We start from the raw sequence: 25,789 nt of genomic DNA on the forward strand, positions 1-25,789 counted from the left end.
CTATTCTCCTTAACCGAACGACAGCTTACTTGAAAAGAAGTTTTTTGCACTAGACACAAGGGAACCAGCCGTTTCTTTCGCCTGCTTGAACCCTTTACGAATACTTTCATTAGCGGTGTCCACACCTTTATTAAAAGCTGTAACACCTTTGCCTACCAGTTCAAACCCTTTTTTTGCTTTATCCAGTCCAGCTTGTATCGGTTCTTTAAACAGCAATGCTGTTTTTTCAGCGAAACCTGCTGTAAGTTTTGCAGCTTTTTCTCCGATAAAACCGCCTACTGCTGAGCCAATTGCCCCTACTACAACAGTTCCCACAGGTCCTGCAAAACTTCCAATCGCCCCACCAATTACCGCTCCTGCAACAGAACCGCCTGTAATCCAAACTGTATTATTGACGGCATTTCCGACTGCTTTTGCATTTTCTCTTTTTAATACTTCGGGGTTATCCCCATACTTATTGTAATTCTCCGAAATTTTTAGGCCCATCCCAACAGTTTCCGTTGCTCCCGTTATTAAGGCCGCCGTAATCGCATTTCCTTTAGCAAACTTACCTCCAGCTTTCAAAACACTTTTGAATGTTGTGGCTTTTCCGGCATCATCTATCATTCCGGTTGCAAAACTTTTGAGTTTATTTGCATAATCAGCTGCATCTTGAGGAAAGTATTTTGTCATTCTTTTATGTACCAAATCAGCAAATGGGAGATCTGAATGTTTAAACAAATACTTTGGACTTAAAAAAACACGTGCCACTCTGCTGTACTTTGACTCATCAATCAGGTTGGAAAGGCCCATTAACAACTTTGTATGGCTAACGGAATATAACCCAGAACTGCCTTCCACAAACTTTGTTACCCCTAATGCATAATATTTAAGCTGTTTGATAGCAACACCAGTCATAGCCGTCAAGGTACCATAATGATCATATAAGTGATATAACTTTTTCAAAATATTGTCCTGTTCTGCGAACTTATCAGCTGTATGGCGTATATAACGTTCATGATCATCAAGTTTGCTAACAAGGTTATGTCCGCTGCCCCATGCATCCCCTACTTCTGAAAAACAAGGGATGTAACGGGGATCACAACTCATCTTCATCATACTTAATTTAAGATGAAGATCTCGATGCAATTTTTCCATGTCCGTCAGCTCTGCAACAAAATCATTAGCCAAACTTTCAAGCTTTTCCGGTTCAACTAGAATTTCCTTACCCATCAGATCGTTCCTTCCTATTTGTCATCTCTTTTTCTCTCTTTCAAGCTCTTCCATTTTCAGTATTTCAGCTTTTGTTTGTTCAATTTTTGCTGCCGCTGCCATCAATTCATTGCTAACCTCAATCAGATCAGCTTCAAACTGCTGATATGCCGACCTTGACTGATCAAAGTCACTGTCAAATTGCTCCCGTGTCTTTCCTTTCCAAGAAGCAGCATTCGCTGATAGACGGTTTAATAGATGCAATTCGGACTTTTTCACTTCATCAGCGGCAGATTTATATTCTTGTGCTAAAGCGATCACACGACTTGAATCCAACTATTTTCACCTCTTTTTACAGGCCTTTTCGTTTAATTATAATGAAGTTATATTTTTATCAAATCATACTAAAGTATTATTTATCTTTTTTTATTTTAAAATTGTTTGAAACATCTGCTCTGAAAGCTTTGATTTAATCGCTTTGTATAGAAAAAAAGGGTATAAAGACTCTGTTATGAATTAGATCAAAAGACCCCTTAAAGGTTAACTCGTTTCGTCCATATGAAAAATCAATGTATGACAAATAATATTTGATTTATTGTAAAATAGCGTCTATGTATCTATGCAGGATTTGCATATAATAAAGATATACGTGCTTATTAGAGGGGGCTCCCTAATGAAAAAACAGGAACGCCAATGGATCATTAAACAAACGATTCTTGAACATCCCGTTGAAACTCAGGAACAGCTAGTTGAGCTTTTGAGATGCCGTGGTGTGACAGCCTCACAGTCTACCATTTCAAGGGATATGAAAGAGATGTATTTAGCGAAGAAGCTAAATGAACATGGAAAACTAGTCTATCATACAAATGTTTCTTTACCACTTAATCCTTCAAAAATACTAAAAGATAGAATTTCAGATGTTGTCTTACAAGTGACAAGGACAGAAAACTTAGTCGTTATCAAAACAATGCCGGGAAATGCCCATGCGATTGGCGTTCTTCTTGATAAACTAGATCAACCTGAAATGCTTGGCTGTATTTGCGGGAATGATACATGTCTTGTCATCTCCCCAACACCTGAAATGGCACAAACATTCTATGAACACTTGTGCTGACCGTGAAAAGCTGAATCATTCATTTGCTCAGCTTTTTTTGTTTGCTCATTTTTCTACTTTATTCTCCCTAAAAAAATTTTAAAAAAACTTTCGCTAAAAGATATACATACTTTATACGTTTAAAACCTTGTTCTAATAGGGAAACATGTCGATAGAGTGATATTTATTCATTTTTATTTTTACTCTATCAAATAATATGTGAAATATATCACATTATCGTTGTTAGCGCTTTCACACCTTAGAACATTTAACTATATTAATCTATACATGTAAACAAAAAGAGCTTTTTAGGAGGCGGAATGATCATGGCAACACCGATTAACGTTTATTCAGAAATCGGCACTTTGAAAACAGTCATGTTAAAGCGGCCAGGACGTGAATTAGAAAACCTCACACCTGAATATCTAGAACGCCTGCTTTTTGATGATATTCCATTTTTACCAGCCGTTCAAAAAGAACATGATGAATTTGCAAAAGCCCTTGAAAATGAAGGAGTAGAAGTTCTCTATTTAGAGCAGCTGACAACTGAAGCTTTACACGATGCTCCTATCCGCGAACAATTTATTAACGAACTCTTAGCGGAAAGCAAAGCCGACTTAAACGGCGCTTATCAAAGATTAAAAGACTATTTACTTTCTTTCGATACCGAATCAATGGTGGAACATGTCATGAGCGGTATTCGCAAAAACGAATTGGAACGAGGAGGACGCACTCACTTACACGAGTTAATGGAAGATCATTATCCATTTTATCTTGATCCAATGCCAAACCTATACTTCACAAGAGACCCGGCAGCTGCTATTGGACATGGACTTAGTATTAACAAAATGAAAGAACCCGCTCGTCGGAGAGAATCTTTATTTATGCAATATATCATTAAACACCATCCAAGGTTTAAAGGACACGATATCCCTGTCTGGCTGGACCGTGACTTTAGATTCAATATTGAAGGCGGTGACGAACTTGTTTTAAGCCGTGACACAATTGCGATTGGCGTTTCTGAACGTACTTCTGCTCAAGCAATTGAACGGATCGCACGCAATCTATTTAAACGCCAAGATCAAATCAATCGGGTACTTGCCGTCGAAATTCCAAAAAGCAGAGCTTTTATGCATCTAGATACTGTATTTACAATGGTTGATCACGATCAATTTACAATACATCCAGCGATTCAGGGACCTGATGGCGACATGAGAATTTTCGTTCTTGAACGTGGAAAAACCGAAGACGATATTCAAATTACTGAAGAACACAACCTTCCTGCGGTACTGAAGAAAACACTCGGTATTCCAGATGTGAATTTAATCCTCTGCGGCGGTGGAGATGAAATTGCTTCAGCTCGTGAGCAATGGAATGACGGCTCAAATACACTTGCTATTGCTCCTGGAGTTGTCGTCACTTATGACCGAAACTACATTTCTAATGAATGCCTAAGAGAGCAAGGAATTAAAGTCATCGAAGTTCCTAGCGGTGAACTTTCAAGGGGTCGCGGGGGCCCACGCTGCATGAGCATGCCTATTTACCGTGAAGATTTGCGCTAACCCACTATTTCGAAATGAAGGAGAGATATATTAATGGAAAAATCAATGAATTTAAAAGGTAGAAGTTATTTAGCTGAAAAGGACTATACAGAAGAAGAAATTCTTTATTTACTCAATCTTGCCCAAGATTTAAAAGAAAAGAAAGCACAAGGCATTAAACATCATTATTTAGAAGGAAAAAACATTGCATTATTATTCGAAAAACCATCAACAAGAACACGTTGTGCATTTACAACAGCTTGTATCGACCTTGGTGCTCACCCAGAATATCTCGGAAAAGACGATATTCAGCTTGGTAAAAAAGAATCGATTGAAGATACTGCAAAAGTTCTTGGAAGAATGTTTGATGGCATTGAGTTCCGCGGTTTTGAACATGAAAAGGTCGAAGCACTTGCAGAACATTCAGGTGTACCTGTCTGGAACGGATTAACTGATATGTGGCACCCAACACAAATGCTTGCTGACTTTATGACTGTTAAAGAACACCTCGGACATGTAAAAGGTATCAAACTGACTTACATCGGTGACGGACGAAACAACGTTGCCAACAGCCTGCTCATCGGGGGAGCAAAAGTCGGAATGGACGTGAGAATCTGTTCACCTGAAAGTCTTTTCCCTGACCAAGAAATCGTAGAAATGGCAAAAACATTTGCAAAAGAGTCCGGTGGAAAAATTACAGTTACAAGCAATCCAGATGAAGCCGTTGCCGAAGCAGATGTGCTCTACACAGATGTCTGGGTCTCCATGGGAGAAGAAGACAAATTTGCTGAAAGAATTAAATTACTTACACCTTACCAAGTCAACATGGAACTTGTAAAGAAAACTGGAAATGACAATGTCATCTTCCTTCACTGTCTACCAGCTTTTCACGACATTAATACAAAATATGGACAAAATGTCTTTGAAGAATACGGTCTCAAAGAAATGGAAGTAACAGATGAAGTGTTCCGCAGCAAACATTCTAAAGTCTTTGATGAAGCGGAAAACCGCATGCATACAATCAAAGCTGTCATGGCTGCAACTCTTGGCGATCTTCGCTAATCGGAAAAGGGAGTTGCTCCCTTTTCCACCCTTAACCCAAATGAGGTGAATAAAATGGCGGAAGAAAATAAACTGGGTCTGTTCGCACTAATCGCGCTTGTTATTGGATCAATGATCGGGGGAGGAGCCTTTAACCTCGCAAGTGACATGGCCTCTCAAGCAGGAGCAGGAGCGATTCTTATCGGATGGATCATTACAGGAATCGGTATGGTTGCTTTAGCCCTCTCATTCCAAAATCTTACGACAAAAAGGGCTGACTTAGACGGTGGAATCTTTACTTATGCACGGGAAGGATTCGGTCGTTACATGGGATTTAACAGTGCCTGGGGATATTGGTTCTCAGCCCTGCTTGGCAATGTTGCATACGGAACATTACTATTCAGTTCAATTGGCTATTTCTTTCCAACGTTTGGAGATGGTCAGAATTTAGCTTCAATTATCGGTGCGAGTATTATTTTATGGGGCGTACACTTTTTGATTCTTCGCGGTGTGCAATCTGCTGCCATGATTAATTTGATTACAACCATCTCAAAACTAGTTCCAATTTTCGCATTCATCATTGCCATTATCTTTGTTTTTAATCTTGACTTATTCACTCAAGATTTCTGGGGTAAAGGATTGAATCTCGGTTCAATTGGTTCACAAGTGAAAAGCACAATGCTAGTCACTGTTTGGGTATTTATCGGTATTGAAGGAGCCGTCCTTTTTTCAAGCCGGGCCAAAAAATCTAGTGATGTCGGAAAAGCGACTGTTATTGGTTTAATTAGTGTACTAGCTGTATATATCATGATTACAATGCTATCTCTCGGTGTCATGAATCAACAGGATTTATCTGGTCTTTCCAACCCTTCAATGGCTGGAATTATGGAACATATCGTTGGTAAGTGGGGAGCAGCCTTCATCAATATCGGCTTGATTATTTCGGTATTAGGTGCTTGGTTAGCTTGGACACTTTTCGCTGGAGAGCTACCACTGATTGCTGCCAGAGAAGGAGACTTTCCGAAATGGTTTGGCAAAGTCAATAAAAACGGTGCTCCTTCCAATGCACTGACACTAACAAATGGAATCATTCAACTGTTCTTACTGACATTTCTCATTTCAGATGCTGCTTACCAGTTTGCTTTTTCCTTAGCAACTTCAGCAATATTAATCCCGTACTTATTTTCTGGACTGTATCAACTTAAATACAGCTGGATCAACAAAGAACCTGACCGAGTCAAAAATACGGTCGTCGGGGTAATTGCTAGTGTTTACGGAGTTTGGCTCATCTATGCGGCAGGGCTCGAATTCTTACTTTTAACAATGATCTTATACGCACCAGGTATCTTAGTATTCAGAGCCGTTCGTAAAGATAAAGAAGGTCCATTATTTAACAAGGCTGAATTAATTGTTGCGGTCGTCATTTTCATCTTAGCTATCGTCGCAATCGTGGAACTAGCAACGGGAGGCATTACAATTTAACATAACTTCAGAAGTAGAGGTGTTCAAACATGAAAAAGAGAAAAATTGTTGTCGCACTAGGCGGAAATGCTATACAAACGGGCGATGCTAGTGCTGAAGCACAGCAACGGGCCTTAGATGAAACAGCCAACTATTTAGCTGAGATGATTGACAGTGGTGCCGAATTAATTATTACACATGGAAACGGTCCGCAAGTCGGCAACTTGATGATTCAGCAAAAAGAAGCCGATTCACCGAAAACACCAGCCATGCCGCTGGAAACTTGCGTATCGATGACACAAGGAATGATCGGCTACTGGATGCAAAACGCTCTTGATAAAGCACTTAAAGCAAAAGGAATCAACAAGCATGCAGCAACTGTCATTACCCGTGTCGCTGTCCATAGTGATGATGAAGCATTCCGCAATCCGACAAAACCGATTGGACCATTCTACAGTGAAGATGAAGCAAAAGAACTGATGAACAGTCAAAATGGCGACATCGTCTTTAAAGAGGATGCCGGAAGAGGCTGGCGGCGTGTCGTACCATCACCTATTCCGGTTTCCATTCTCGAATATGATATTATTAATCAGTTAGTTGAAAATGGTCATATCGTAATTGCAGCAGGAGGCGGCGGTGTCCCTGTCCTCGAAGAAGATCATACAATCTGCGGTGTTGACGCTGTTATCGACAAAGACTTTGCCGCTTGTAAATTAGCAGAGCTTGTTCAAGCAGACGAACTCATTATTTTAACAGGTGTCGATTATGTGGCAGTCGACTATTTAAAACCAACTGAAAAGCAGCTTAAGCATGTAACAACTGAAGAATTAAAAGGATATATAACAGAAAAACAATTTGCTGAAGGCAGTATGCTACCTAAAGTAAAAGCAGCACTACAATTTGCCGAAATAAAAAGAGGCAACAAAACAATTATTACCTCCCTGCAACAGGCTAAAGAAGCGCTCAAAGGCAACGCTGGTACCGTTGTAAAACAAGCTTAAGTATTAAAAAGGAAGACCCTTTAAAGGGTTCTTCCTTTTGCCTGTCGTTAAAACATAGTAATATTTAATTAGTATACGATTATCATATGAAATGAATAAGGGTGATCAGTTTAATATGAAGAACAAAGACATCGTACATCATCTGAAGAAATTTTCTTTATTCGCTTCCTTGAGTGATAAAGAGTTGGAAGACATGAAACAATTTATCTATTGGCGTACCTATCATAAAGGACAGATCTTATTTATGGAAGAAGACCCGCGGGAACGGATGTATCTTCTCCTTGATGGTTTTATTAAACTAGAAAATACAAATGATACCGGATCGATGTTTTACATCGACTACATACGCCCTCATACGCTCTTTCCATTCGGAGGCTTATTTCGTGATGAACACTACCATTATGCCGCTGAAGCCTTAACAGATATTGAACTCTACTATATTCCCATGAACATTTTCGAGGATCTTATTCGGGACAATCCAACACTGCTCTTTGATGCTCTCAATCAATTATCAGATATTTTGGCTCTTCATGAAGAACGACTGAAGCGAATCACACTTTCTCATGCACATGATCGAGTCATCCAAGGCCTTTATTACCTTACTGAAAACCTTGGTCAAACAGAAAAAGACACAATCGTTGTCAGTTGCCCGATTACTGCAACAGAAATCGCTAAAATTTCGGGTACTTCCCGTGAAACGGTAAGTGTCGTCTTGAAAAAACTTCGTAGTGAAGGTGTGATCAGTCAGAACAACAAACAGATTATCATTCACAAACCGGATTACTTCAAGTGAGGCGGTACAACAAGGATCTCAGGATATTTTAGATCCTTGTTATTTTTTTGTCATGCCATATCCTGCCGGAAAAGTTTGTTACCCCAATTGCTGCAAATCAAATAAAATAACGGATATATTTGGTGACTCATCAGGAGGCACTGCCCCCAGCATCGGAAATTCTACGACCAATCAATCTAAAACCAATGCTAAACCACCATCAGTAAACCTATTAGAAGACAGACAGCTGACATAGCTGATGTGAAACACCCCCTTTTTTCGGAAACGCTCTTTCTAACATCGGATATGTTTCCTTTTCATTTCTATTCTTTCCTATAAGCCAACGTTTCGTTCTTCATCACCCTCATACACCTTAAACTCTTTCTAAAACATGACCTCTCACAAGAATTTATCTTTTACAAAATGTAATTTTGGGGTATGTAGGCAGTAGAGTTGTACCTCTGCAGCGGTCAATCAGAAAAACAGTTTTTTATTATTTAACCCCTTTCAAAAATAAGAATTTTAAGAAAACTAAACATCCTATTAATTTATCGCGGGAATTCTTTCTTTACATACTCATTCATGTAAAAATGAATGCGTAACATTAATGGAGGTCATGAAATGGATCATTCTCTTGGACAATTTAAAGTATTAATCGTTGATGATGACGAATCTATTTTAGATCTATTAAATGTCGTGTTTGAAAACGAGGGCTTCTCTGGTGTTTTAAATGCAAAAACTGGAGAGGAAGCACTTTTGCTGTTAAAAGAGCAGCAACCAGATGTCGTATTGCTTGATGTCATGCTTCCTGATTCAAACGGATTCACCATTTGCAATCAGCTTCGCCAATTTACCAATATTCCTGTTCTGTTTCTTACCGCCAAAACATCTGCTGTAGATAAATTGCAAGGGTTTAGCTATGGCGGAGACGATTACATTACCAAACCTTTTAATCCCCTTGAAGTTGTGGCTCGTGTAAAAGTCCAGTTGAAACGATTGAAAAAGGTTGCACCTCCAACACCGGAATTTTCTTATAATTTCGGAGATTTTCAAATTGATGAAACATCAGGAAAACTGATTGTGGATGGAATAAGGATTGAGTGTCCGGCACAGGAGTTTAAACTATTACTATATTTTTCTCACCATCCCAACCAATTATTAAGCAAACAAAAGATATATCGGGATGTTTGGGGAGAAATTTATAATGGTGACAGTACGGTTATGGTTCATGTGCGCCGGCTTCGGGAAAAAATCGAAAAAGACCCAAGCCATCCAAAATGGATTAAAACGATCAGAGGGCATGGTTATATGTTTGAAAATCCTCCAACAGGTGAAAAGCAATGAAGTCTATACAAAGAGTTGCTTTTCACTTTATCTCTAAAATTTTCCTGATCGTCATTTGTATCGCATTTCCTAAAAAAACAGCCACCACGCTAAAAAGAGCTAAAGTAGCATAGTTGTATCAAGGCTATCTTCCAAAATAAATGGCAACAAGCAGTCCCATGACTTCATCGCAGAGATCCACTAACTGAGTTGTCTAAAAAACCGAATGATCTAAAAAAAAGATCACTAAAATCCATGTCAATGTCTGACCGTCTCTCGTAGTAAATCATGTTGAGAGATGAAGTTGAGATTATGTCCAATGTTGTAAGAGAGTGCTAATCGACAACATCACTGCGCTTGGCTGTTTCTGACGCTTCCAGTTCGGAATGTTGAAGTCACCGAATATGATGAAGGGTTTCAGAAAGCTGTTTCAATATAAAAAAGTGACGTCCTCGACGTTAGAATTTCTGAGCTTTAGTGATTACTAAAAATTATGAAAATATATATATCATCCTCATTTACATGTGTTGGTACCTGTGAAAAAACAACCAAAAAGATTGGACAAGCCTATGGAAAAGGCGATCGGTTAAAAGAGAAACCAACATTGATAGGGAAGCAACGGAAGAACACACGGCTGTTCTTGAAATCTCGAAATATCCGGTAAAGGATACAGATGTTATTCCGGTGCATAAGGTGACAGAGGATCATCTGGATACAGTTTATTATCTGGACGATGTGCTTTTATTTCATCGGCTCTCATGTACGGGGGAGCGGAAGACCTTATGACAAATGCACTTTTAAAATTATAAAGGAGTTAATGATTATGAATACATTTATAGGGGCTCTTAAAAGCATATTGAGATTCACGTTTTATTCTTTGCTAAAATTGTTGACCTTTGCAGTTTCAATCATAGCTATTTTAATTCAATTTATCCTAGGAATTATCGCAATCGCCGCTTCAACTATTGATTTGGGAAGACGAAGAAGATAACATGGATGAAAATCGGGACATTTGCTCCCTTTCCTCGGGTGATCCGCGAGCCTCACTCACTGTTCCCGCAGGAGTCTCGCCATTCTTCCTGCTCCATGAAGAACATGGATAGCAAGGAAAAAGAGCGTTTGTCTGAACGAATCGAATACAACAATTAATTGAAGATTCCAACCTGACGTTCCACTATCCTCTTATTAAGCAAAACATTAGAAAGACTGAAAGATTTACCAGACGCAAGCAATAAACATTTGAACTTTTATACAAATGAGAAGACCATTCTTTTTCATATGTACATACAACGCGTATTGGAAAACATGATTGTCAACAGCATCAAATATAACCCGTCAGGTACAACCATCAAAATTAACCTGATCAAAGATGATAAGATTAGAAAGATACAGACTTGACCGATATTATCGAGGAACTACTCCCTACTTCAGGAATCGATTAGGAATGGCAATTGCAAGGCAGATCATCTTAGCCCATGGCGGTGAGATTGAGATTTTCAACAAACTGTGAGAGTTTTTCCAGAAAACGAAGGACTTTCCAGAAAAGTACATTTTGGAAAGCCCAACACTTGTTATTTTGTTAATTTTACTTTAATCGGCTTTAGAGGAGTCGAATAAAATGCACTTAAATAAGCAAAATCTACAGCTAACGAATAATGATCAAGACTGAAATTCTTAGCTCCAAACTCACCGTCTATCTTAAAGACGGATTGAAAACGAAGTTTCTTCGAATCGAGTACTTTTGTAAAATTACCTTTTACGCTATGTCCATTAGGTGCTTCTTCATAGGTTTGATAAGCCGAATCAATAAGTGACATCGTTTCTAAAAAGTTTTGCATGCTATCAATATCTATCATTGATCGATTAATATTTTTCAAATGGTAATTGACCACTAGTTTGTTTCCGTTTTTCTTTATTTGATCAACCGCAATCTTAAAGTCATGGTGATCTGCGCTCACAACGGCAGACATTTTTTGAAGAGGTAACGTTTTAGCAGTATCACCTTTATGGGTGTAAGCATTAATAGTTAAATATTTTGTATCTTTGTCTACCTTTCCTAAGATCAATCGCTTCTCTAGCTGAACACTGTTTCCTACTCTTTTTGGATCTGCAAGACTTTGATTCCCCATTAAATAATCGATTTCCCGTCCTTTATCATCTGTCACTTTGCCAATACCCACACCTTCGTTGGGTGATGCTGTCACCTCGTAGTCGATGACAGTCGATTCTTTACCAATAACCACTCTTTTAGGCTTGATCTGATCACTAGTATTGTTTTGCTTAAATTTCACAGATCGATATGGCAACTTTTTAGCTGGTATATTAAATACCCACTTCCCCCTTATTCCATTAATGCTTGTTATTGTGACTGGCAATGTCAATTGATCAGGGATTTTTTGATCAGGATATCCGATTTGAATGTAGCCGATATAGCCATCATCTGTTTTTTTCATATTTGACACAGAAGCTATTTCCCATTTACGTCCACCGTTAAATACTGTGGATTTAAGACTCAGTCGTTCATCGTCCAAATCTTTTCTCGTATCACTTGTAACCTTAAATGTCATGCCAATGACACCACCGTCGAAATAAACACTTGTTGCTGTCACATCAATGTTATTGCATGACGCTTTTTGATTCAGCTCCGTAACTTGCTGAGCTTGTACTAAATTTTGCCCAATAAAGTCATGAAACTTCTGATAAGATTTTCCAAAGACTGGTACATCAGCCAACACATTTTGCATAGAAGGAGAAATAAAACCGCTTCCGAGAAGAAGAACAGCCGCAGCTCCAGAAATAAAAATGTTACGCTTAACACGTTTGGTGCGCCTTATTTTTTCCTGGTTTGCTCTTTTTATACCTGCTGATATTGATTCAGAAAGCTCTTGTTCTGGAATATGAATCTCGTTTACTTCGTTTTTGAAGCAATTTTTGTCCATTCGGCTTCTCCTCCAGTCAATAATTGTTTTAATTCAAGTTTCGCTCTTTTCAAATAGGTTTTGACGGTCCCTTCTGGTACATTCATCATCTTGGCAATCTGATGAATCAGCAGATCATGATAATAAAAAAGAATAATAGCTGTTTGATATTCTTGGCGTAAATGTCGAACAGCTTCAAGCAGTCCCATCCTGTCATCAACGGGCATTTCTTGATCTTGTCCAAGGTCTCTTACTGGTGAATCAATCAAGACCACTTTCTTTTTCTTCTTCAACAAGGCATACGCTTGATGTATCAAAATTTTTGTCACCCATGTCAAAAAATATTCGGGGTGTCTTAGCTGAGAAATCGAGATAAAGGCTTGATATGCGGTCTCTTGTAAAATATCTAATGCATCTTCTTTATTATTTACATACAAATAAGCTGTCCGATAAAGTTGGTTACTGTGCATTTGGAAAAGCGTTTCAAACGCCTGTGAATGCCCTGCGACTGCTTTTTTTACGAGTTTCATTTGTTTCACTGCTGCTCCTCCTTCAATCATTAGAGAGGTGAGAGTTGAGAAAAGTTTCAAAACTACAGATTTTTCTGACAGCGCATGATAAGATAAACATGAAACCCAACAAATGGAGATGAAGGAAACATGAAGAACAAATTGATTGAACGGTTGATTTCATATGCAAAAGTTGACACTCAGTCAGATGAAAACATTGAGACATGCCCTTCGACACCCGGTCAGCTGACACTCGCCAAGATGCTTGTTGAAGAGCTAAAGAAAATTGGGATGGAGGACGTCACGATTGATGAAAATGGTTATGTCATGGCAACACTTCCCGCTAATACAGACAATTCTGTACCAACAATCGGGTTTTTGGCTCATGTCGATACTGCGACAGATTTTACCGGAAAAAATGTCAATCCACAAATCATCGAACAGTACGATGGAAAAGATATTGTTCTCAATGAAGCACTAGGTGTCATTCTCTCTCCTCAAGATTTCCCTGATCTCGCCCATTATAAAGGTCAGACACTGATCACAACAGACGGAACGACACTGCTCGGCGCCGATGACAAAGCCGGCGTTGCTGAAATCATGACAGCGATGGAATATTTACTTGAACATCCTGAAATTAAACACGGCAACATCAGAGTTGCATTCACACCTGACGAAGAGATTGGCAGAGGTCCGCATAAATTCGATGTCTCAGCATTTCATGCCAAATACGCTTATACAGTTGATGGCGGCGCCCTTGGTGAATTACACTATGAAAACTTTAACGCCGCTGTAGCGAAAATCACCTGCAAAGGAAGAAGCATTCATCCAGGAACAGCAAAAGGCAAGATGGTGAATGCCGCCAAAATCGCCATGGAGTTTCACGCACAGCTCCCAGAAAAAGAAGTGCCTGAATTTACAGAAGGTTATGAAGGTTTTTATCATCTGCTGAAAATCAATGGGGATGTCTCAGAAGCAAAGCTACACTATATTATTAGAGACTTTGACAGAGACGCTTTCAACGAAAGAAAAGCAACCGTAGAAAAAATTGCCGATAAGTTAAGAGCACAATACGGAAAAGACAACATTATCGTTGAGATGCATGATCAATATTACAACATGAGGGAAAAAATTGAACCGGTTAAAGAAATTGTTGATATTGCCGAAAAAGCAATGAAAAATTTGAAGATCAAACCAGTCATCGAACCGATCCGCGGCGCAACAGACGGCTCCCAACTTTCATACATGGGTCTACCTTGCCCGAACGTTTTTACAGGCGGGCAGAATTTCCATGGAAAATATGAATACATTTCTGTTGATCATATGGTGAAAGCTGTTCATGTTGTTGTGGAGATTGCGAAGCTGTTTGAGGAAAAAGCAAGATAAAGTAGGCAGTCCGCTCTGTAGCGGACTGCTACTTAACGATAAACAGATTTTGGAACATGGACAACCGGATTTCCAACAGCATATGGTGCTACATCATACTGTTGAAACACGATGGCAATCCCAGTTTTTGTATAATAAAATGCCGTTTCTTTATTTAAAACAATATCTTTCTTTTTCACATCCGGAAAGAAAATCTCGTGATGTTTTTGAATATAGTTGAAAATGTAATCCTTCGTTTTTTCTACTTTTGAAGCTGTATTTAGCACATCTGTCAAATAGATACGCTTTTGTAATTCTAGATCATAGTTAAACGAACGAATCGCCGTTAAACCATGTGCCCCTCCTGAAAAAACATAATTCTCCGTTAAAATACTTAAACGTTGGCCAGTCGCATATTTCACATGAAAAGAGGTTTGATAATCCGTTTTATAGCCGTGCTTTTCACCATCTTGTTTATTTTTCAAGTAATCTTGGTATGACCGTTCAATATAATTGTTAAAATCTTGATTGATCTTCGTTTGCAAAGATTTGTTACCGATGTTTTTCACTTGGGGATATTTCAACTTCTGCACGTTTTGATAGATATGACTTGTCACAATCGGTTTATTGTTATGTTCCGCTTGAGCTGAAAGAGGTGCCGCCCCAGCAAACATCATGAACCACAAAATCCCACTCACCAAAAGACTGAAACACGATTTTTTGTTCATAAAAAACCCTCCTTAAATGTGTCATTCATTATCCTTCCCGCTTCGTGAAGCGAGTACACTTGTTTAGACTGATCTTTGCGATTAAATGTTTCTATTTTTAGTTTAAATATGAAAAATATGTATATAAGGAACGTTCCTACTGGTTGAACCAATTAGCTTTGTGAGACGCAAAAAAACTAACATTCAGAAAGTTTTACATCAAAATCTATTGACATTTTTATAAAAAGTATTAATATTAAAACAATTAAAAAAGTTTTCCTTATCAAGAGTGGTGGAGGGACTGGCCCTGCGAAACCCGGCAACCGCTGTCTGAGACAGAATGGTGCTAAATCCTGATAGGAGCGCTCATTGCGTTTCTTGGAGATAAGGAGGAGATTGCCGGTCAAGCTCTTCCTTATCAGGAAGGGCTTTTTTATATCAAACAGAAAGAGGGATAACCAATGAAACAAGGACCATACCGGGCCGATCAAGTCGGAAGTCTATTAAGATCTGAACGTATCAAAAAAGCGCGTCTGCAAAAAGAAGCAGGTGAGATCAGTGCCGAACAATTACGAGAAAGCGAAAATGAAGAGATTAAACGCATTGTCAAAAAACAACAAGAAATCGGACTACAGGCAGTAACTGATGGGGAATTTCGCAGGGCTTGGTGGCACTTTGATTTTCTTGAAGGGCTTGATGGTGTGGAAGGCTATCAAACAGAAAGCGGAATTCAATTTCATAATATCAAAACAAAAGCGCATGGGATCAAAGTGAATGGTAAGCTTGATTTTACAAATCATCCAATGGTTGATGATTATCGCTTTCTTCAGCGCATTGCTGGTTCCCATACTGCAAAAATGACGATTCCGAGTCCAAATATGCTGTTTTTTAGAGGGAAACTTGAAGAAAGTGTCTATCAGGATTTAGATGCATTTCACCACGATGTCGCACAGGCTTATAAAAAAGCTATTCAAGCGTTTTATGATGCTGGATGCCGCTATTTGCAACTTGATGATACAGCATGGTCCGTCTTTTTCTCAGAACAGGGTCATGAACAAATTAAAGCCTTCGGACAAGATCCCGGCGAATTGCGGCAATCGTTCGCTGACACGATCAATCAAGCACTTGACGGTAGATCTGAAGATTTGACAGTGACCATGCATATTTGCCGGGGAAACTTTAAGTCAACCTGGGTAGCCTCAGGCGGATATGAAGCCGCCGCAGAAACAATATTCGATGGATTAAATCTTGACGGGCTTTTCCTTGAATTTGATGATGAGCGCTCTGGCAGCTTTGAACCGCTTCGCTATGTCAAACGGAAGGACTTGCAAATTGTGCTTGGTCTGATTACCTCTAAGTTTGCTGAACTCGAAAAACCGGATGAAATCAAACGGCGAATTGAAGAGGCTTCCCGTTATGTTGACTTGAACCAGTTATGTCTAAGCCCACAATGCGGATTTGCCTCAACTGAAGAAGGCAATCTGCTGACGGAAGAAGAACAGTGGGCAAAATTGCGCCATGTGGTGGAAATTGCTGAGGATATTTGGAATTAAACACTGCCTATTAGGCTTTTATGGTTGCTAAGCGTAAAAAATACTGCTTCCAATGTTAGGCACAGTCTAGCTACCGGAAGCAGTCTGCTAACCATCCTTATTTGTCTCTACAGTTTTATCTTTTCCACAACTGATCAGTGCCAGAAAACAATGCATCTTCTATTCCTAAATCAGCAAAATATACAGTCGGTTGTTTTTTACTTTTTTGTAAATCAATGAGGACGTTAGCAGATCCTGCTGTCCCAATTATCATGCCACTATATAAAACATCTAATACGATATAATCCTCTTTAAAATAAAGGATTTCAATAAAACTAGCACCGCTTGATTTGTAATGTAACTGATCGGCAATATGTTTGAAGTTTATCTTAAACTCACCCACATATTTCTCATCTCCTTTTAGATAATGGTCCACTGTTTGAATTTGGACATCCTCGGGAAATTTCTTATTCATAGTTCCATTAAGAAAGACATACTTTCCGTCCGCACTTAAAAAGTCATGATCTTTGATTTCCCTTACTTTATTTGTCTTCTTTTCCAATATATTTTTACCTAACAACTTAAGATATGATCCATCTTTCGTCACTTCCGGAAACACTGACAGGTGATCGTTTAATTTTCCAGACTCAATCGTGGCATTTAATTCTGAACCTTTGACGATTTGATGTTTTGAAAAATCTTGTTTTAAAAACAGATAATATATATCTGAAGCTTTGCCAGGTCTATAACCACTTATTTCTATCAGCATATTTTCTTTATTTATAGCGAGAAGATCGAGAGAAATTTCATATGAATCTGTAGATAACGGTACTTTTATGTTTTTTTGACCAAAGTTTGTTTTCACGTTCAACAGATTCTTTTTCTCGATTTTGATATCTGGCAAATTTTCGCTTATTTTATCATGAACGATATTTCGTTGTTTAAAAAAGTCAACGCCGTATTCTAAATCATAAAAATTCTTTTCAAAATTTTCTCGAATAGAAAAAACAGGTTTGTAACTATTCCGCAACTGTTTATCTGTAAATTTATAAAAAGTTAACCCCTCTATACCACTGCGTACCATTGTATATGTATCATCTTGATACCTCAAAGTTACATCTGTCGATGATCCAAGGTCATTTCTTAGGAACTCTTTAAATGCTGGACTGTCTTCTTTTGGCAAACCTTTTTTATAAATGACTTCCTCATATGGATCTTTTTCATTACTTGATATAAAAACCCATACACTGCCTATTAACAATACTATAATCAATAATATTTTTTTAATCATTAATCTACTTCCTCTACGTTTTGTTAACAATACCGAATGAAAAAACGCCAGAAAGCCGAATTTTTAATCAATCCGCACATTAACGACTCTTCTGCCCCTTCAGTATTATAAGAAACGTAAATCAGCAGCATTTTCATAATCATACTGAAAACGTGCCAATCTTACAGTGATTTTCTTCACCTTGTTTATTCAAGATGATGTTCCACATCTTCAGTATATCTTAAAAAATGCCCAAATCAACCAGATATGCAGTTGGATGTTTTGATTTTTATCAGAACATTATCATCTCCCTATGATTCCATAGCATGAAACACACAACAAAAATTTTCATTAAACCTGTATTACATTTCATCTCATACGCAATTGAGCTTTCATTATCGTTCTCTTTCAAATCATTATGCACTGATTGACTTGAGTTTCAAACGATCCATCTCATCGTATCTGGGTTCACTTCTCTTTTCACATTTTTGCATGTCTTGCTCTAACCATTAGTTTAACAATAAAAAAACTAAACTGCGAAGCAAGAGCTGTACCGCTCGCTTACTTACACAGTTTAGTTTACACTCTCGTTCCTATTTTATAGATCGTTCATGCCTTCTTGACCTTTTTCGAAAAAGTTTTATCTCTAAGAACTCACTAGGGGTTGTCCTGAAAGTCGTGTGGATGAATAAAAATTGGGGAATTTGCTCGCTTTCCGCGGGAGTCTCGCAATTCCCCCTGATTTACGTTGAAAAAGGACTTTTTAGACAGCTCCTTGTTGTAAATAAAGTCCTCCTGACCCAGTTAAACTACGTAGTTTTCACTATAATCATGCAATAAACAGTTGGTTTGTTTTTCTGTAAAACAATCAGACATGAAGAAAAACTCGTCAGACAGCTTAATTAAAATCACGAAAATGTGCTTACATTACCTTGACTTCACGACAATCTTAAAGCATTTCTAGTCTATTCCTAAATTAACCAAATATGCGGTCGGCTGCTTTTTACTTTTCTGCAAATCAATGAGGACATTAACATCTCCCGCTGCTATAACCCCCATGATTCCGAAGTATGAGACACTTAACACTACATAATCATCATTAAAATAATGAATTTCGGCATGCCTAACATCACTTGCTTTAATATCCATTTCTTCTGCAATATTTTCGAAATCGATCTTGAATTGAGCTTCATACTTATGATTTCCTTTTAAATAATTATCAACAGTTTGGATTTTTTGCACACCGTCAGACATGACATCTCTTTCTTTTTCTTTACGCTCGTTAATATATACATATTTTCCGTCTACACTTAAATAATCAGTATTCTTAATTTCTCGGACTTTGTTTGTCTTCTTTTCTAAAATATAATTATCAAACAACTTCAGGTATGATCCATTCTCAGTCACCTTTGGAAATAGAGATAAATAATGATTTAGTATTCCTGACTGGATTGCGGCATAGAATTCTTCTTTTTTAACAAATTGATGTTTTGAAAAGTCTTGTTTCAGAAAAAGATAATATGATTCAGAAGCTTCGCCGTTTACCTCTATCATGATATCTGTTTTATTTACAGCTAGAAGATTGAAAGAAGCTTCTTTTGAATCTGTTGATAATGGTATTTTTATCTTTTTTTCTCCTCGTTTTGTTTTGACGCTCAAAAGACTCTTTTTTTCAATTTTCATATCAGGTAGATTTTCACCTACTTTGTCCTGAATGATTGTTCCTTCTTTGTAAAAATCAACATTATTTTTTAAGTCATTAAATTTATCTTCAATGTTTTTTCGCATAGAAAAGACAGACTTATAACGATTGTACAACTGTTTATCTGTATATTTATAAAATTGTAGCCCATCATCTATATCATCGCGTGCCATAGTATAAGTATGATCTTGATATCTCAAAGTAATATCAGTGGATGATCCAAGGTGATTTCTCAAGAATTCTTTAAATGCCGGACTATCTTCTTTTGGTAAACCTTTTTTATAAATGACTTCTTCGTATGGATCTTTTTCATAACTGGATATAACTAGCCATACAAAGCCTATACATAACAATATAACTAAAAATAAATTTTTTTTGATCATTCATCTACTTCCATTCACTATAATATATTTAAATCAACCAAATATGCGGTCGGCTGCTTTTTACTTCTCTGTAAATCAATGAGGACATTAACGGAGCCTGCTGTTCCAACGATTATCCCATTATAAGTAAGACTTAAGACAACAAAATTTTCATTAAAATAACTGATATCAGCTATGCTTATACCACTTGCTTTAAAATCCATCTCTTCCGAAATATTTTCAAAATCCAACTTGAACTGTGCTTCATACTTATCGTTTCCTTTTAAATAATTATCGACTGTTTGGATTTTTTGAACACCTTCAGAAATATCAGCTTTTTTCCCATTAATATAAACATATTTTCCGTCTACACTTAAATAATCAGTGTCTTTGATTTTTCGAACTTTGTTTGTCTTCTTTTCTAAAATATAATTGTCAAACAACTTCAGGTATGCTCCATCCTTTGACACCTTTGGAAATACAGATAGATAATCATTTAACTTCCCTGACTCGATTGTGGCATTTAATTTTTCTTCTTCGACAATTTGATGTTTTGAGAAATCCTGTTTTAAAAACAGATAATATTCGTTTAGTTCCCCTAAGTCACCATCTTTTAATTTTTCATATATTCGTGCTTGTATCAACATATTTTCTTTATTAATCGCTAAAAGTGAAAGATATACTTTTTTCCCTTTCGCTGATGGTAACTCAAACTTCTTTTCTCCAGTTTTTGTTTTCACGTTCAAAACATTATTTTTGCCTATTTTCATATCCGGCAGGTTTTCAACTAGTTTATTATGGATGATTTTTCCCTCTTTATAAAAATTGACACGCCTTAAGTCACCTAGCTTTTTGGAAAAATTTTTTTCACAGAAAAAATCGGTTTGTAACTATTCCGAAGTTGTTCATCTGTATATTTGTAGTATCGTAGTCCCTTTGTGTCACTACGCATCATCAAATAACTTTGACCTTGATAACTCAAAGTTAAATCTGTAGATGATCCGAGCTCATGTCTCATAAATTCTTTAAATGCTGGGCTGTCTTCTGGTAAGCCTTTTTCATATATGACTTCTTTTTCGCAACCGGCTACAAACAGTATGCATGCTAGAACAAGACTTAAGCTTATTAATTGTTTTTTTAACACTACTCAGCATCCTCTTACGTTTAATATACCTTCCTTGACTTTATTCCTAAATCAACTAAATACGCAGTCGGTTGTTTTTTATTTTTTAAATCAATCAGGACATTAATTGCCCCTGCTTTCCCATCGACTATCTCATTGTAAGAAACACGTAGAACAACATAGTCCTTACTAAAATGGCAAATTTCAGCAATACTTACAAGAGTTGATTTAAAACCCATCTCTTCTGAAATATTTTCAAAATCCAATTTGAACTGAGCCTCATACTTTTCGTTTCCTTTTAAATAATTATCGACTGTTTGGATTTTTTGAACACCGTCTTGAATTTTTTCTTTATACCCGTGTAGATAAACATATTTTCTATCTTCACTTAAATAATCATTTTCTTTAATTTCTTTTAACTGATTTGTTTTTTTATCCAAAATATAAAGATTACAGATAAATATATATCTACCTGACTTATCTATGATTGGATACAAATCATAAAATTCTTTTAATTTCCCTGTTGACAATGTTTCTTGTAGGTTTTTTGGCTCTAACATTGTTGTCTCAATATTTTTTAAATCTTGCGTCATGAAAAGTTCTATTATAAGGTTTCCACTTCCTTGATAACTGAGGTTTCGAACGATAAGTGAAAAACTTTTAGAATTTACCGCTTCTAAATAAATTCCCAATTCATCAGACTTTTCCATACCGTATTTTTCCATCATTTCTGACAAGTCTAATACTTTTACCTGTTTCTTTGTCCTCACTTTCAGTCGATTATTTGACATTAATTTCAAATCAGGAATATGGTATTTTTCTTTGTTTTTAACAGAATGATACAAAAACTTTTCATAGCGATTACTTTCGTCTAATTTATCTAAAGTATCTTTCGGATCTTTCGCTGTCAACATAGGCTTGTAATATTGCTTTAACTGATCTTCTGTATACTTGAAATATTGAATATCTGTTCGTTGATTCCCTAAAGTTGAAAACAAAATGTTTCCGTCTTTTCTTATTATTTCTTGATCTGTACTTTCTTCATATAGATGATGTTTCATGAATTCAGCTAAGCCACGGCTATCTTCCTTAGGAAATCCTTTTTCATATGTAGCTTCTTCAATTTTATTTTTGCAACCTGTTATAAACAGGGCGAATATCATGATTAGATTTAAGATTATCGATCTTTTTTTCATTTTGATATGTCCTTTTATTTGTTATTTTTTGAAATCGTTAACCGAATCTTTGTGAAATCACTCGGCTAACCCCAGAAAGTAAGACTTTAACATTTGATTGTGATATTAACTAAATGTTCATGTAGTTATCTGTTTTGTAAATACCCGTTTCAACCATGATCCCGCAGCCTGTTATAAACAATGAACAAACCAGTATTAAAGTTAAGCTTATTAATTGTTTTTTTAACACTAATCATTTTTTTCAAAAATCTTCTAAACACTTGAATGTTATGTTTAATACACCTTCCTTGACATTATTCCTAAATCAACTAAATACGCAGTCGGTTGTTTTTTATTTTTTAAATCAATTAGGACATTGACTGCCCCTGCTGTCCCAACTATCATCCCATTGTAAGAAATACGTAAGACAACATAGTTTTCATTAAAATAGCAAGTTTGAGCAATGCTTGTTCCACTTGATTTAAAATCCATCTCTTCTGCAATATTTTCGAAATCCAGCTTGAACTGAGCTTCATACTCATCGTTTCCTTTTAAATAGTTGTCCACTGTTTGGATTTTTTGAACACCGTCTTGAATTTCTTCTTTATCCCCGTTTAGATAAACATATTTTCCATCTTCGCTTAAATAGTCACCCTTTTTAATTTCTTTTAACTGATTTGTTTTTTTATCTAAGATGAAAAAATTAGATAAAAATATATATCTACCTGATTTATCTACGATTGGGTACAAACCATAATAGTCTTTTAGTTTCCCAGTTGACAATGTTTCTTGCAGACTTTCTTTGTTTAACATTGTTGTTTCAATATTTTTTAAATCTTGCGTCAGGAAAAGTTGCATTGTAAGATTTTTACTTCCTTCATAACTGAGGTTTTGAATGACAAGAGAAAAACATTTAGAATTTACTGCTTCTAAATAGATCTCTAGGTCATCAGACTTCTTTATTCCATATTCACCTAATATATCTGTCAAATCTAATACTTTTATCTTTCTCTTTGTTTTCACCTCTAGTCGATTGTTTGACATTGTTTTTATAGCAGGAAGATTATATTTTTCTTTGCTTTTTATAGAATGATACAAAGACTTTTCATAGCGATTACTTTCGTCTAAATTATCTAAAGTGTCTTTGGGGTCTTCCGCTGTCAGTATAGGCTTATAATATTGCTTTAACTGATCTTCTGTATACTCAAAATATTGAACGTCTTTTCGCTGGTTGCCTAGAGTTGAAAATAAAATGCTTCCGTCTTTTCTTATTATTTCTTGATCTGTACTTTCTTCAGATAAATAATGCTTCATAAGTTCAGTTAAACCAGGATTATCTTCTTTTGGGAAACCTTTTTTATATGTAACTTCTTCAAACTTATCTTTTCCGCAAGCAGTGATAAGCAGTGAGCATGCTAGTATTAGACTTAAACTTATGAATCGTTTTTTTAACATTCATCTCCCCCTATTCTGCTTCTTTTTCATTAACCTTTCGAATTACATCAACAAAATATCACTCATTAATTGGCGGTGTTCGTTCATATGCTTTGGGCTCATAAACAATATGGAGGCGACCTTTTGTAGCAAAGCCATCTTTTTTAAAGCGATCGTCATATTTATTTTTCTATATGGACCTGATTTCCATTTTCATCAATATAAATGGGCTAGAGATGATAAGATCGCTATTCGACTGCAATAGAATCTCTAATGACATTGTTGGTTTCTGAAAACATTTGCCTTCCTATTACGAGTAAACGTCTCGAATCGTGATTGAGGCGGACGACACTCCGAGGGAATTTTTCATAATTTATGTATAAAATCATTAGTAAAAAACATAGGTAAATCATAGCAAAAAGGTTATACCTTATTCAACGAACTAAAGAACCACGAAATAAGACCTATCTAAATTAGGAGACTTTCGATTTAAAATGATGATTATTAGGGGCATTTTGAAGTAGAGAAGATGTGCATTTCAATAGAAGGGAAACTTATTTCCCTTCTATCCTTTCTTGTGTATTTTCGATCGTTCCTTTTAACCGTTTGCGAAAAGTGTTTGTCCAATTACCGGAGAGCTGTTCAACTTCGAGAATTCTTTTTAAGGCATGGACGTTTTTTTTATCATGATGCATGATCTGATTAGCAAATTCGATTGTTACTTGTTTGGCGTTTGTTTCAAGCCGGTTGATGTTGGACTCTGGGGTGACCCAGCCTTCCTCAAGCACGCGAAAATAAAAACCGGTATAACCGTTGTTTTGCATGCGAATTGGGAAGTCTTTCAGATCATACCTTTTGGCAAGTTTGAAGCACGGTTGTCTTGGCTGGGTTACTTGAACAGTGGCCTCACCGATTTGAAAGATATCACCAATGTGGATATTGGTCTCAAGCATGCCTGTCACCGTCAAGTTTTCACCAAATGCTCCATATTCTAGTTGTCTGTTTAGCTCATTTTCCCAATATTGATAATGTTCAAAGGGATACACGCAAACCGCTTTATCAACCCCGCCATGGTGAACTAAATCTGCCTGTCCATCACCTTGAAAATTTAATTTCCCTAAATAAATGGGCTGTTTGATTTGCATTTTATAAATACCTGTTTGAATTTCTTTTCCGTTAACATCAATGGTAATGGGCTTGCCTATGTTAATAGAGATGATTTTCATACTCATTCCTCCTTATGTTAAGTGTAGCGATTGATGTGGTGATTGTTCAATCTCATAATCTATATGATAATAATAGGAATAGCCTATCATTTATGGGATGTGAAAGAAAGTGGAGTTCAGACAATTAGAATGTTTTATGGTTTTATGTAAAGAGTTGCATTTTACGAGAGCAGCAGAAAATTTGAATATGTCACAGCCTTCTTTAAGCCAACAGATTAAGAATTTGGAGTCTGAAGTCGGTGTTCCATTATTTGATCGAATCGGCAAGAAAACGGCTTTAACTGAAGCAGGCAAAGTTTTGTTGGTCCATAGTCAACGTATTTTTCATGAAATTGAACAAGCAGAATCTGCACTTAGTGATTTAAATGGACTGCGAAGAGGACGACTGAGCATCGGATCTTTGTTAACATGTATCAGCTATTTGCTCCCTGCGGCGATTTTGAAATTTAAGCATTTATATCCTCAAATTGAGCTTTCAGTTTTGGGGTTAAGAACTGGAGACATTCGAACAGGCTTATTAGAAAATAACCTTGATTTAGGTATTGCATTTTTGCCAGTGGATGATGAAGAACTTGCAACGATTCCATTGCTTACAGAAGAACTTTCATTAGCCGTTCCATTGGGCCATCCCTTTTCAAAACTGAAAGAAGTCGACATGAAGCTTCTTAAGGATATTCCGCTCGTCTTGCTTCCTAAAAACTATTTCCTTCGAAAACTAATCGATGAGTACTGTTCAGAAATTGGGATCACACTAAAACCTACCATAGAAATCACAATGGAATCTTTGATACAGATGGTATCAGCAGGAATAGGGGCAACCATCCTCCCCATCCGTTATCTTACTTATTTAAAAAACAGTCAAATCGTCACTGTTCAATTAATTCATCCAACACCTCAAAGAGAGATTGGCATCATTTATCGAAAAGATAAATACATGTGTACAGCAACTAAAGCTTTTATTGACCAGTTAACAGAAACAACTAGTTAGAGCAGGTTCATGCCTATCTTTCTTTGTCAGAGATGGAATGGACAAAGCCGCCTCA

At 36.8% G+C, this 25,789-nt stretch carries 22 protein-coding genes and 1 riboswitch; of the genes, 10 read left to right on the forward strand and 12 right to left on the reverse strand.

Going from position 1 to position 25,789, the window contains the following annotated elements:
- Window positions 1–9 precede the first annotated feature (9 nt).
- On the reverse strand, window positions 10–1,212 hold the full coding sequence (locus tag HOO54_RS20940; RefSeq protein ID WP_172298748.1) for a hypothetical protein: 1,203 nt from the start codon (window positions 1,210–1,212) through the stop codon (window positions 10–12).
- A 21-nt stretch (window positions 1,213–1,233) separates the two neighbouring features.
- Window positions 1,234–1,527 carry a WXG100 family type VII secretion target gene (locus HOO54_RS20945; protein ID WP_172298750.1) on the reverse strand — a complete coding sequence of 98 codons (294 nt, stop codon included), beginning with the start codon at window positions 1,525–1,527 and terminating at the stop codon, window positions 1,234–1,236.
- 337 nt (window positions 1,528–1,864) lie between these two features.
- On the opposite strand from HOO54_RS20945, the gene HOO54_RS20950 reads away from it, so the two are divergent.
- From HOO54_RS20950 to HOO54_RS20980, 7 genes are all read left to right on the forward strand, one after another.
- Window positions 1,865–2,305 (forward strand): arginine repressor, encoded by a 441-nt coding sequence (locus HOO54_RS20950; protein ID WP_172298752.1) that lies wholly within the window; start codon window positions 1,865–1,867, stop codon window positions 2,303–2,305.
- Window positions 2,306–2,610: 305 nt separating this feature from the next.
- Window positions 2,611–3,846, forward strand: coding sequence for an arginine deiminase (gene arcA, locus HOO54_RS20955; protein WP_172298754.1), 1,236 nt, complete (start codon window positions 2,611–2,613; stop codon window positions 3,844–3,846).
- 33 nt (window positions 3,847–3,879) lie between these two features.
- Window positions 3,880–4,887, forward strand: a complete 1,008-nt coding sequence (gene argF, locus HOO54_RS20960) for an ornithine carbamoyltransferase (protein ID WP_172298756.1) — start codon at window positions 3,880–3,882, stop codon at window positions 4,885–4,887.
- A gap of 54 nt (window positions 4,888–4,941) precedes the next feature.
- On the forward strand, window positions 4,942–6,348 hold the full coding sequence (gene arcD / locus HOO54_RS20965) for an arginine-ornithine antiporter (protein WP_172298758.1): 1,407 nt from the start codon (window positions 4,942–4,944) through the stop codon (window positions 6,346–6,348).
- Window positions 6,349–6,377: 29 nt separating this feature from the next.
- Window positions 6,378–7,328 (forward strand): carbamate kinase, encoded by a 951-nt coding sequence (gene arcC / locus HOO54_RS20970; protein ID WP_172298760.1) that lies wholly within the window; start codon window positions 6,378–6,380, stop codon window positions 7,326–7,328.
- A gap of 115 nt (window positions 7,329–7,443) precedes the next feature.
- The gene (locus HOO54_RS20975; RefSeq protein ID WP_172298762.1) at window positions 7,444–8,121 is read left to right on the forward strand and encodes a Crp/Fnr family transcriptional regulator; all 678 of its coding nucleotides are present in this window, start codon (window positions 7,444–7,446) and stop codon (window positions 8,119–8,121) included.
- 600 nt (window positions 8,122–8,721) lie between these two features.
- Window positions 8,722–9,444, forward strand: a complete 723-nt coding sequence (locus HOO54_RS20980) for a response regulator transcription factor (RefSeq protein WP_172298764.1) — start codon at window positions 8,722–8,724, stop codon at window positions 9,442–9,444.
- Between the two features lie 1,550 nt (window positions 9,445–10,994).
- Here HOO54_RS20980 and HOO54_RS20985 read toward each other — a convergent pair.
- Together HOO54_RS20985 and HOO54_RS20990 are read right to left on the reverse strand one after the other, a co-directional pair.
- A complete protein-coding gene (locus HOO54_RS20985; RefSeq protein WP_172298766.1) occupies window positions 10,995–12,362 on the reverse strand; it encodes a DUF4179 domain-containing protein in 1,368 nt (455 codons plus the stop codon).
- On the reverse strand, window positions 12,332–12,901 hold the full coding sequence (locus HOO54_RS20990) for a sigma-70 family RNA polymerase sigma factor (RefSeq protein ID WP_172299751.1): 570 nt from the start codon (window positions 12,899–12,901) through the stop codon (window positions 12,332–12,334). Before HOO54_RS20990 ends, HOO54_RS20985 begins: the two co-directional genes overlap by 31 nt.
- A gap of 99 nt (window positions 12,902–13,000) precedes the next feature.
- Here HOO54_RS20990 and pepT point away from each other — a divergent pair, with 99 nt between their 5' ends.
- Window positions 13,001–14,236: a peptidase T gene (gene pepT, locus HOO54_RS20995; RefSeq protein WP_172298768.1), complete on the forward strand. Its 1,236-nt coding sequence runs from the start codon at window positions 13,001–13,003 to the stop codon at window positions 14,234–14,236.
- A gap of 32 nt (window positions 14,237–14,268) precedes the next feature.
- Here pepT and HOO54_RS21000 read toward each other — a convergent pair whose 3' ends face one another.
- A complete protein-coding gene (locus tag HOO54_RS21000) occupies window positions 14,269–14,943 on the reverse strand; it encodes a DUF3298 and DUF4163 domain-containing protein (RefSeq protein ID WP_172298770.1) in 675 nt (224 codons plus the stop codon).
- 256 nt (window positions 14,944–15,199) lie between these two features.
- Window positions 15,200–15,313, forward strand: a riboswitch (SAM riboswitch).
- Window positions 15,314–15,383: 70 nt separating this feature from the next.
- Between HOO54_RS21000 and HOO54_RS21005 the strand changes: the two genes are divergently transcribed.
- Window positions 15,384–16,475 (forward strand): 5-methyltetrahydropteroyltriglutamate--homocysteine S-methyltransferase, encoded by a 1,092-nt coding sequence (locus tag HOO54_RS21005; protein ID WP_172298772.1) that lies wholly within the window; start codon window positions 15,384–15,386, stop codon window positions 16,473–16,475.
- A gap of 115 nt (window positions 16,476–16,590) precedes the next feature.
- Here the strand turns inward: HOO54_RS21005 and HOO54_RS21010 are convergent, their stop codons facing one another.
- The 7 genes from HOO54_RS21010 to HOO54_RS21035 form a co-directional block, all read right to left on the reverse strand.
- Window positions 16,591–17,745, reverse strand: coding sequence for a hypothetical protein (locus tag HOO54_RS21010; RefSeq protein ID WP_172298774.1), 1,155 nt, complete (start codon window positions 17,743–17,745; stop codon window positions 16,591–16,593).
- A 939-nt stretch (window positions 17,746–18,684) separates the two neighbouring features.
- A complete protein-coding gene (locus HOO54_RS21015; RefSeq protein ID WP_172298776.1) occupies window positions 18,685–19,809 on the reverse strand; it encodes a hypothetical protein in 1,125 nt (374 codons plus the stop codon).
- A 17-nt stretch (window positions 19,810–19,826) separates the two neighbouring features.
- The gene (locus HOO54_RS21020) at window positions 19,827–20,528 is read right to left on the reverse strand and encodes a hypothetical protein (RefSeq protein ID WP_253907725.1); all 702 of its coding nucleotides are present in this window, start codon (window positions 20,526–20,528) and stop codon (window positions 19,827–19,829) included.
- Between the two features lie 104 nt (window positions 20,529–20,632).
- Window positions 20,633–20,932 carry a hypothetical protein gene (locus HOO54_RS24510; RefSeq protein ID WP_253907726.1) on the reverse strand — a complete coding sequence of 100 codons (300 nt, stop codon included), beginning with the start codon at window positions 20,930–20,932 and terminating at the stop codon, window positions 20,633–20,635.
- Between the two features lie 20 nt (window positions 20,933–20,952).
- Window positions 20,953–22,107, reverse strand: a complete 1,155-nt coding sequence (locus HOO54_RS21025; protein ID WP_172298778.1) for a hypothetical protein — start codon at window positions 22,105–22,107, stop codon at window positions 20,953–20,955.
- Between the two features lie 273 nt (window positions 22,108–22,380).
- A complete protein-coding gene (locus tag HOO54_RS21030) occupies window positions 22,381–23,541 on the reverse strand; it encodes a hypothetical protein (RefSeq protein WP_172298780.1) in 1,161 nt (386 codons plus the stop codon).
- Between the two features lie 533 nt (window positions 23,542–24,074).
- Window positions 24,075–24,752 carry an MOSC domain-containing protein gene (locus HOO54_RS21035; RefSeq protein ID WP_172298782.1) on the reverse strand — a complete coding sequence of 226 codons (678 nt, stop codon included), beginning with the start codon at window positions 24,750–24,752 and terminating at the stop codon, window positions 24,075–24,077.
- Window positions 24,753–24,855: 103 nt separating this feature from the next.
- On the opposite strand from HOO54_RS21035, the gene HOO54_RS21040 reads away from it, so the two are divergent.
- Window positions 24,856–25,734: a LysR family transcriptional regulator gene (locus tag HOO54_RS21040; RefSeq protein ID WP_309244894.1), complete on the forward strand. Its 879-nt coding sequence runs from the start codon at window positions 24,856–24,858 to the stop codon at window positions 25,732–25,734.
- Window positions 25,735–25,789 lie beyond the last annotated feature (55 nt).

It is taken from the genome of Bacillus sp. WMMC1349 (assembly GCF_013155385.1).
GTDB lineage: Bacteria > Bacillota > Bacilli > Bacillales > Bacillaceae > Bacillus.

Excerpts from the sequence above, each read along its gene's own strand:
- arcA (WP_172298754.1), top strand. The coding sequence starts at position 2,611 with ATGGCAACACCGATTAACGTTTATTCAGAAATCGGCACTTTGAAAACA.
- HOO54_RS20975 (WP_172298762.1), top strand. The coding sequence starts at position 7,444 with ATGAAGAACAAAGACATCGTACATCATCTGAAGAAATTTTCTTTATTC.
- argF (WP_172298756.1), top strand. The coding sequence starts at position 3,880 with ATGGAAAAATCAATGAATTTAAAAGGTAGAAGTTATTTAGCTGAAAAG.
- HOO54_RS21000 (WP_172298770.1), bottom strand. The coding sequence starts at position 14,943 with ATGAACAAAAAATCGTGTTTCAGTCTTTTGGTGAGTGGGATTTTGTGG.
- HOO54_RS20940 (WP_172298748.1), bottom strand. The coding sequence starts at position 1,212 with ATGGGTAAGGAAATTCTAGTTGAACCGGAAAAGCTTGAAAGTTTGGCT.
- HOO54_RS20985 (WP_172298766.1), bottom strand. The coding sequence starts at position 12,362 with ATGGACAAAAATTGCTTCAAAAACGAAGTAAACGAGATTCATATTCCA.
- HOO54_RS20980 (WP_172298764.1), top strand. The coding sequence starts at position 8,722 with ATGGATCATTCTCTTGGACAATTTAAAGTATTAATCGTTGATGATGAC.
- HOO54_RS21005 (WP_172298772.1), top strand. The coding sequence starts at position 15,384 with ATGAAACAAGGACCATACCGGGCCGATCAAGTCGGAAGTCTATTAAGA.
- HOO54_RS21035 (WP_172298782.1), bottom strand. The coding sequence starts at position 24,752 with ATGAGTATGAAAATCATCTCTATTAACATAGGCAAGCCCATTACCATT.
- HOO54_RS21015 (WP_172298776.1), bottom strand. The coding sequence starts at position 19,809 with ATGATCAAAAAAAATTTATTTTTAGTTATATTGTTATGTATAGGCTTT.
- arcC (WP_172298760.1), top strand. The coding sequence starts at position 6,378 with ATGAAAAAGAGAAAAATTGTTGTCGCACTAGGCGGAAATGCTATACAA.
- HOO54_RS21010 (WP_172298774.1), bottom strand. The coding sequence starts at position 17,745 with ATGATTAAAAAAATATTATTGATTATAGTATTGTTAATAGGCAGTGTA.
- HOO54_RS20950 (WP_172298752.1), top strand. The coding sequence starts at position 1,865 with ATGAAAAAACAGGAACGCCAATGGATCATTAAACAAACGATTCTTGAA.
- HOO54_RS21030 (WP_172298780.1), bottom strand. The coding sequence starts at position 23,541 with ATGTTAAAAAAACGATTCATAAGTTTAAGTCTAATACTAGCATGCTCA.
- pepT (WP_172298768.1), top strand. The coding sequence starts at position 13,001 with ATGAAGAACAAATTGATTGAACGGTTGATTTCATATGCAAAAGTTGAC.
- arcD (WP_172298758.1), top strand. The coding sequence starts at position 4,942 with ATGGCGGAAGAAAATAAACTGGGTCTGTTCGCACTAATCGCGCTTGTT.
- HOO54_RS21025 (WP_172298778.1), bottom strand. The coding sequence starts at position 22,107 with ATGAAAAAAAGATCGATAATCTTAAATCTAATCATGATATTCGCCCTG.
- HOO54_RS20990 (WP_172299751.1), bottom strand. The coding sequence starts at position 12,901 with ATGATTGAAGGAGGAGCAGCAGTGAAACAAATGAAACTCGTAAAAAAA.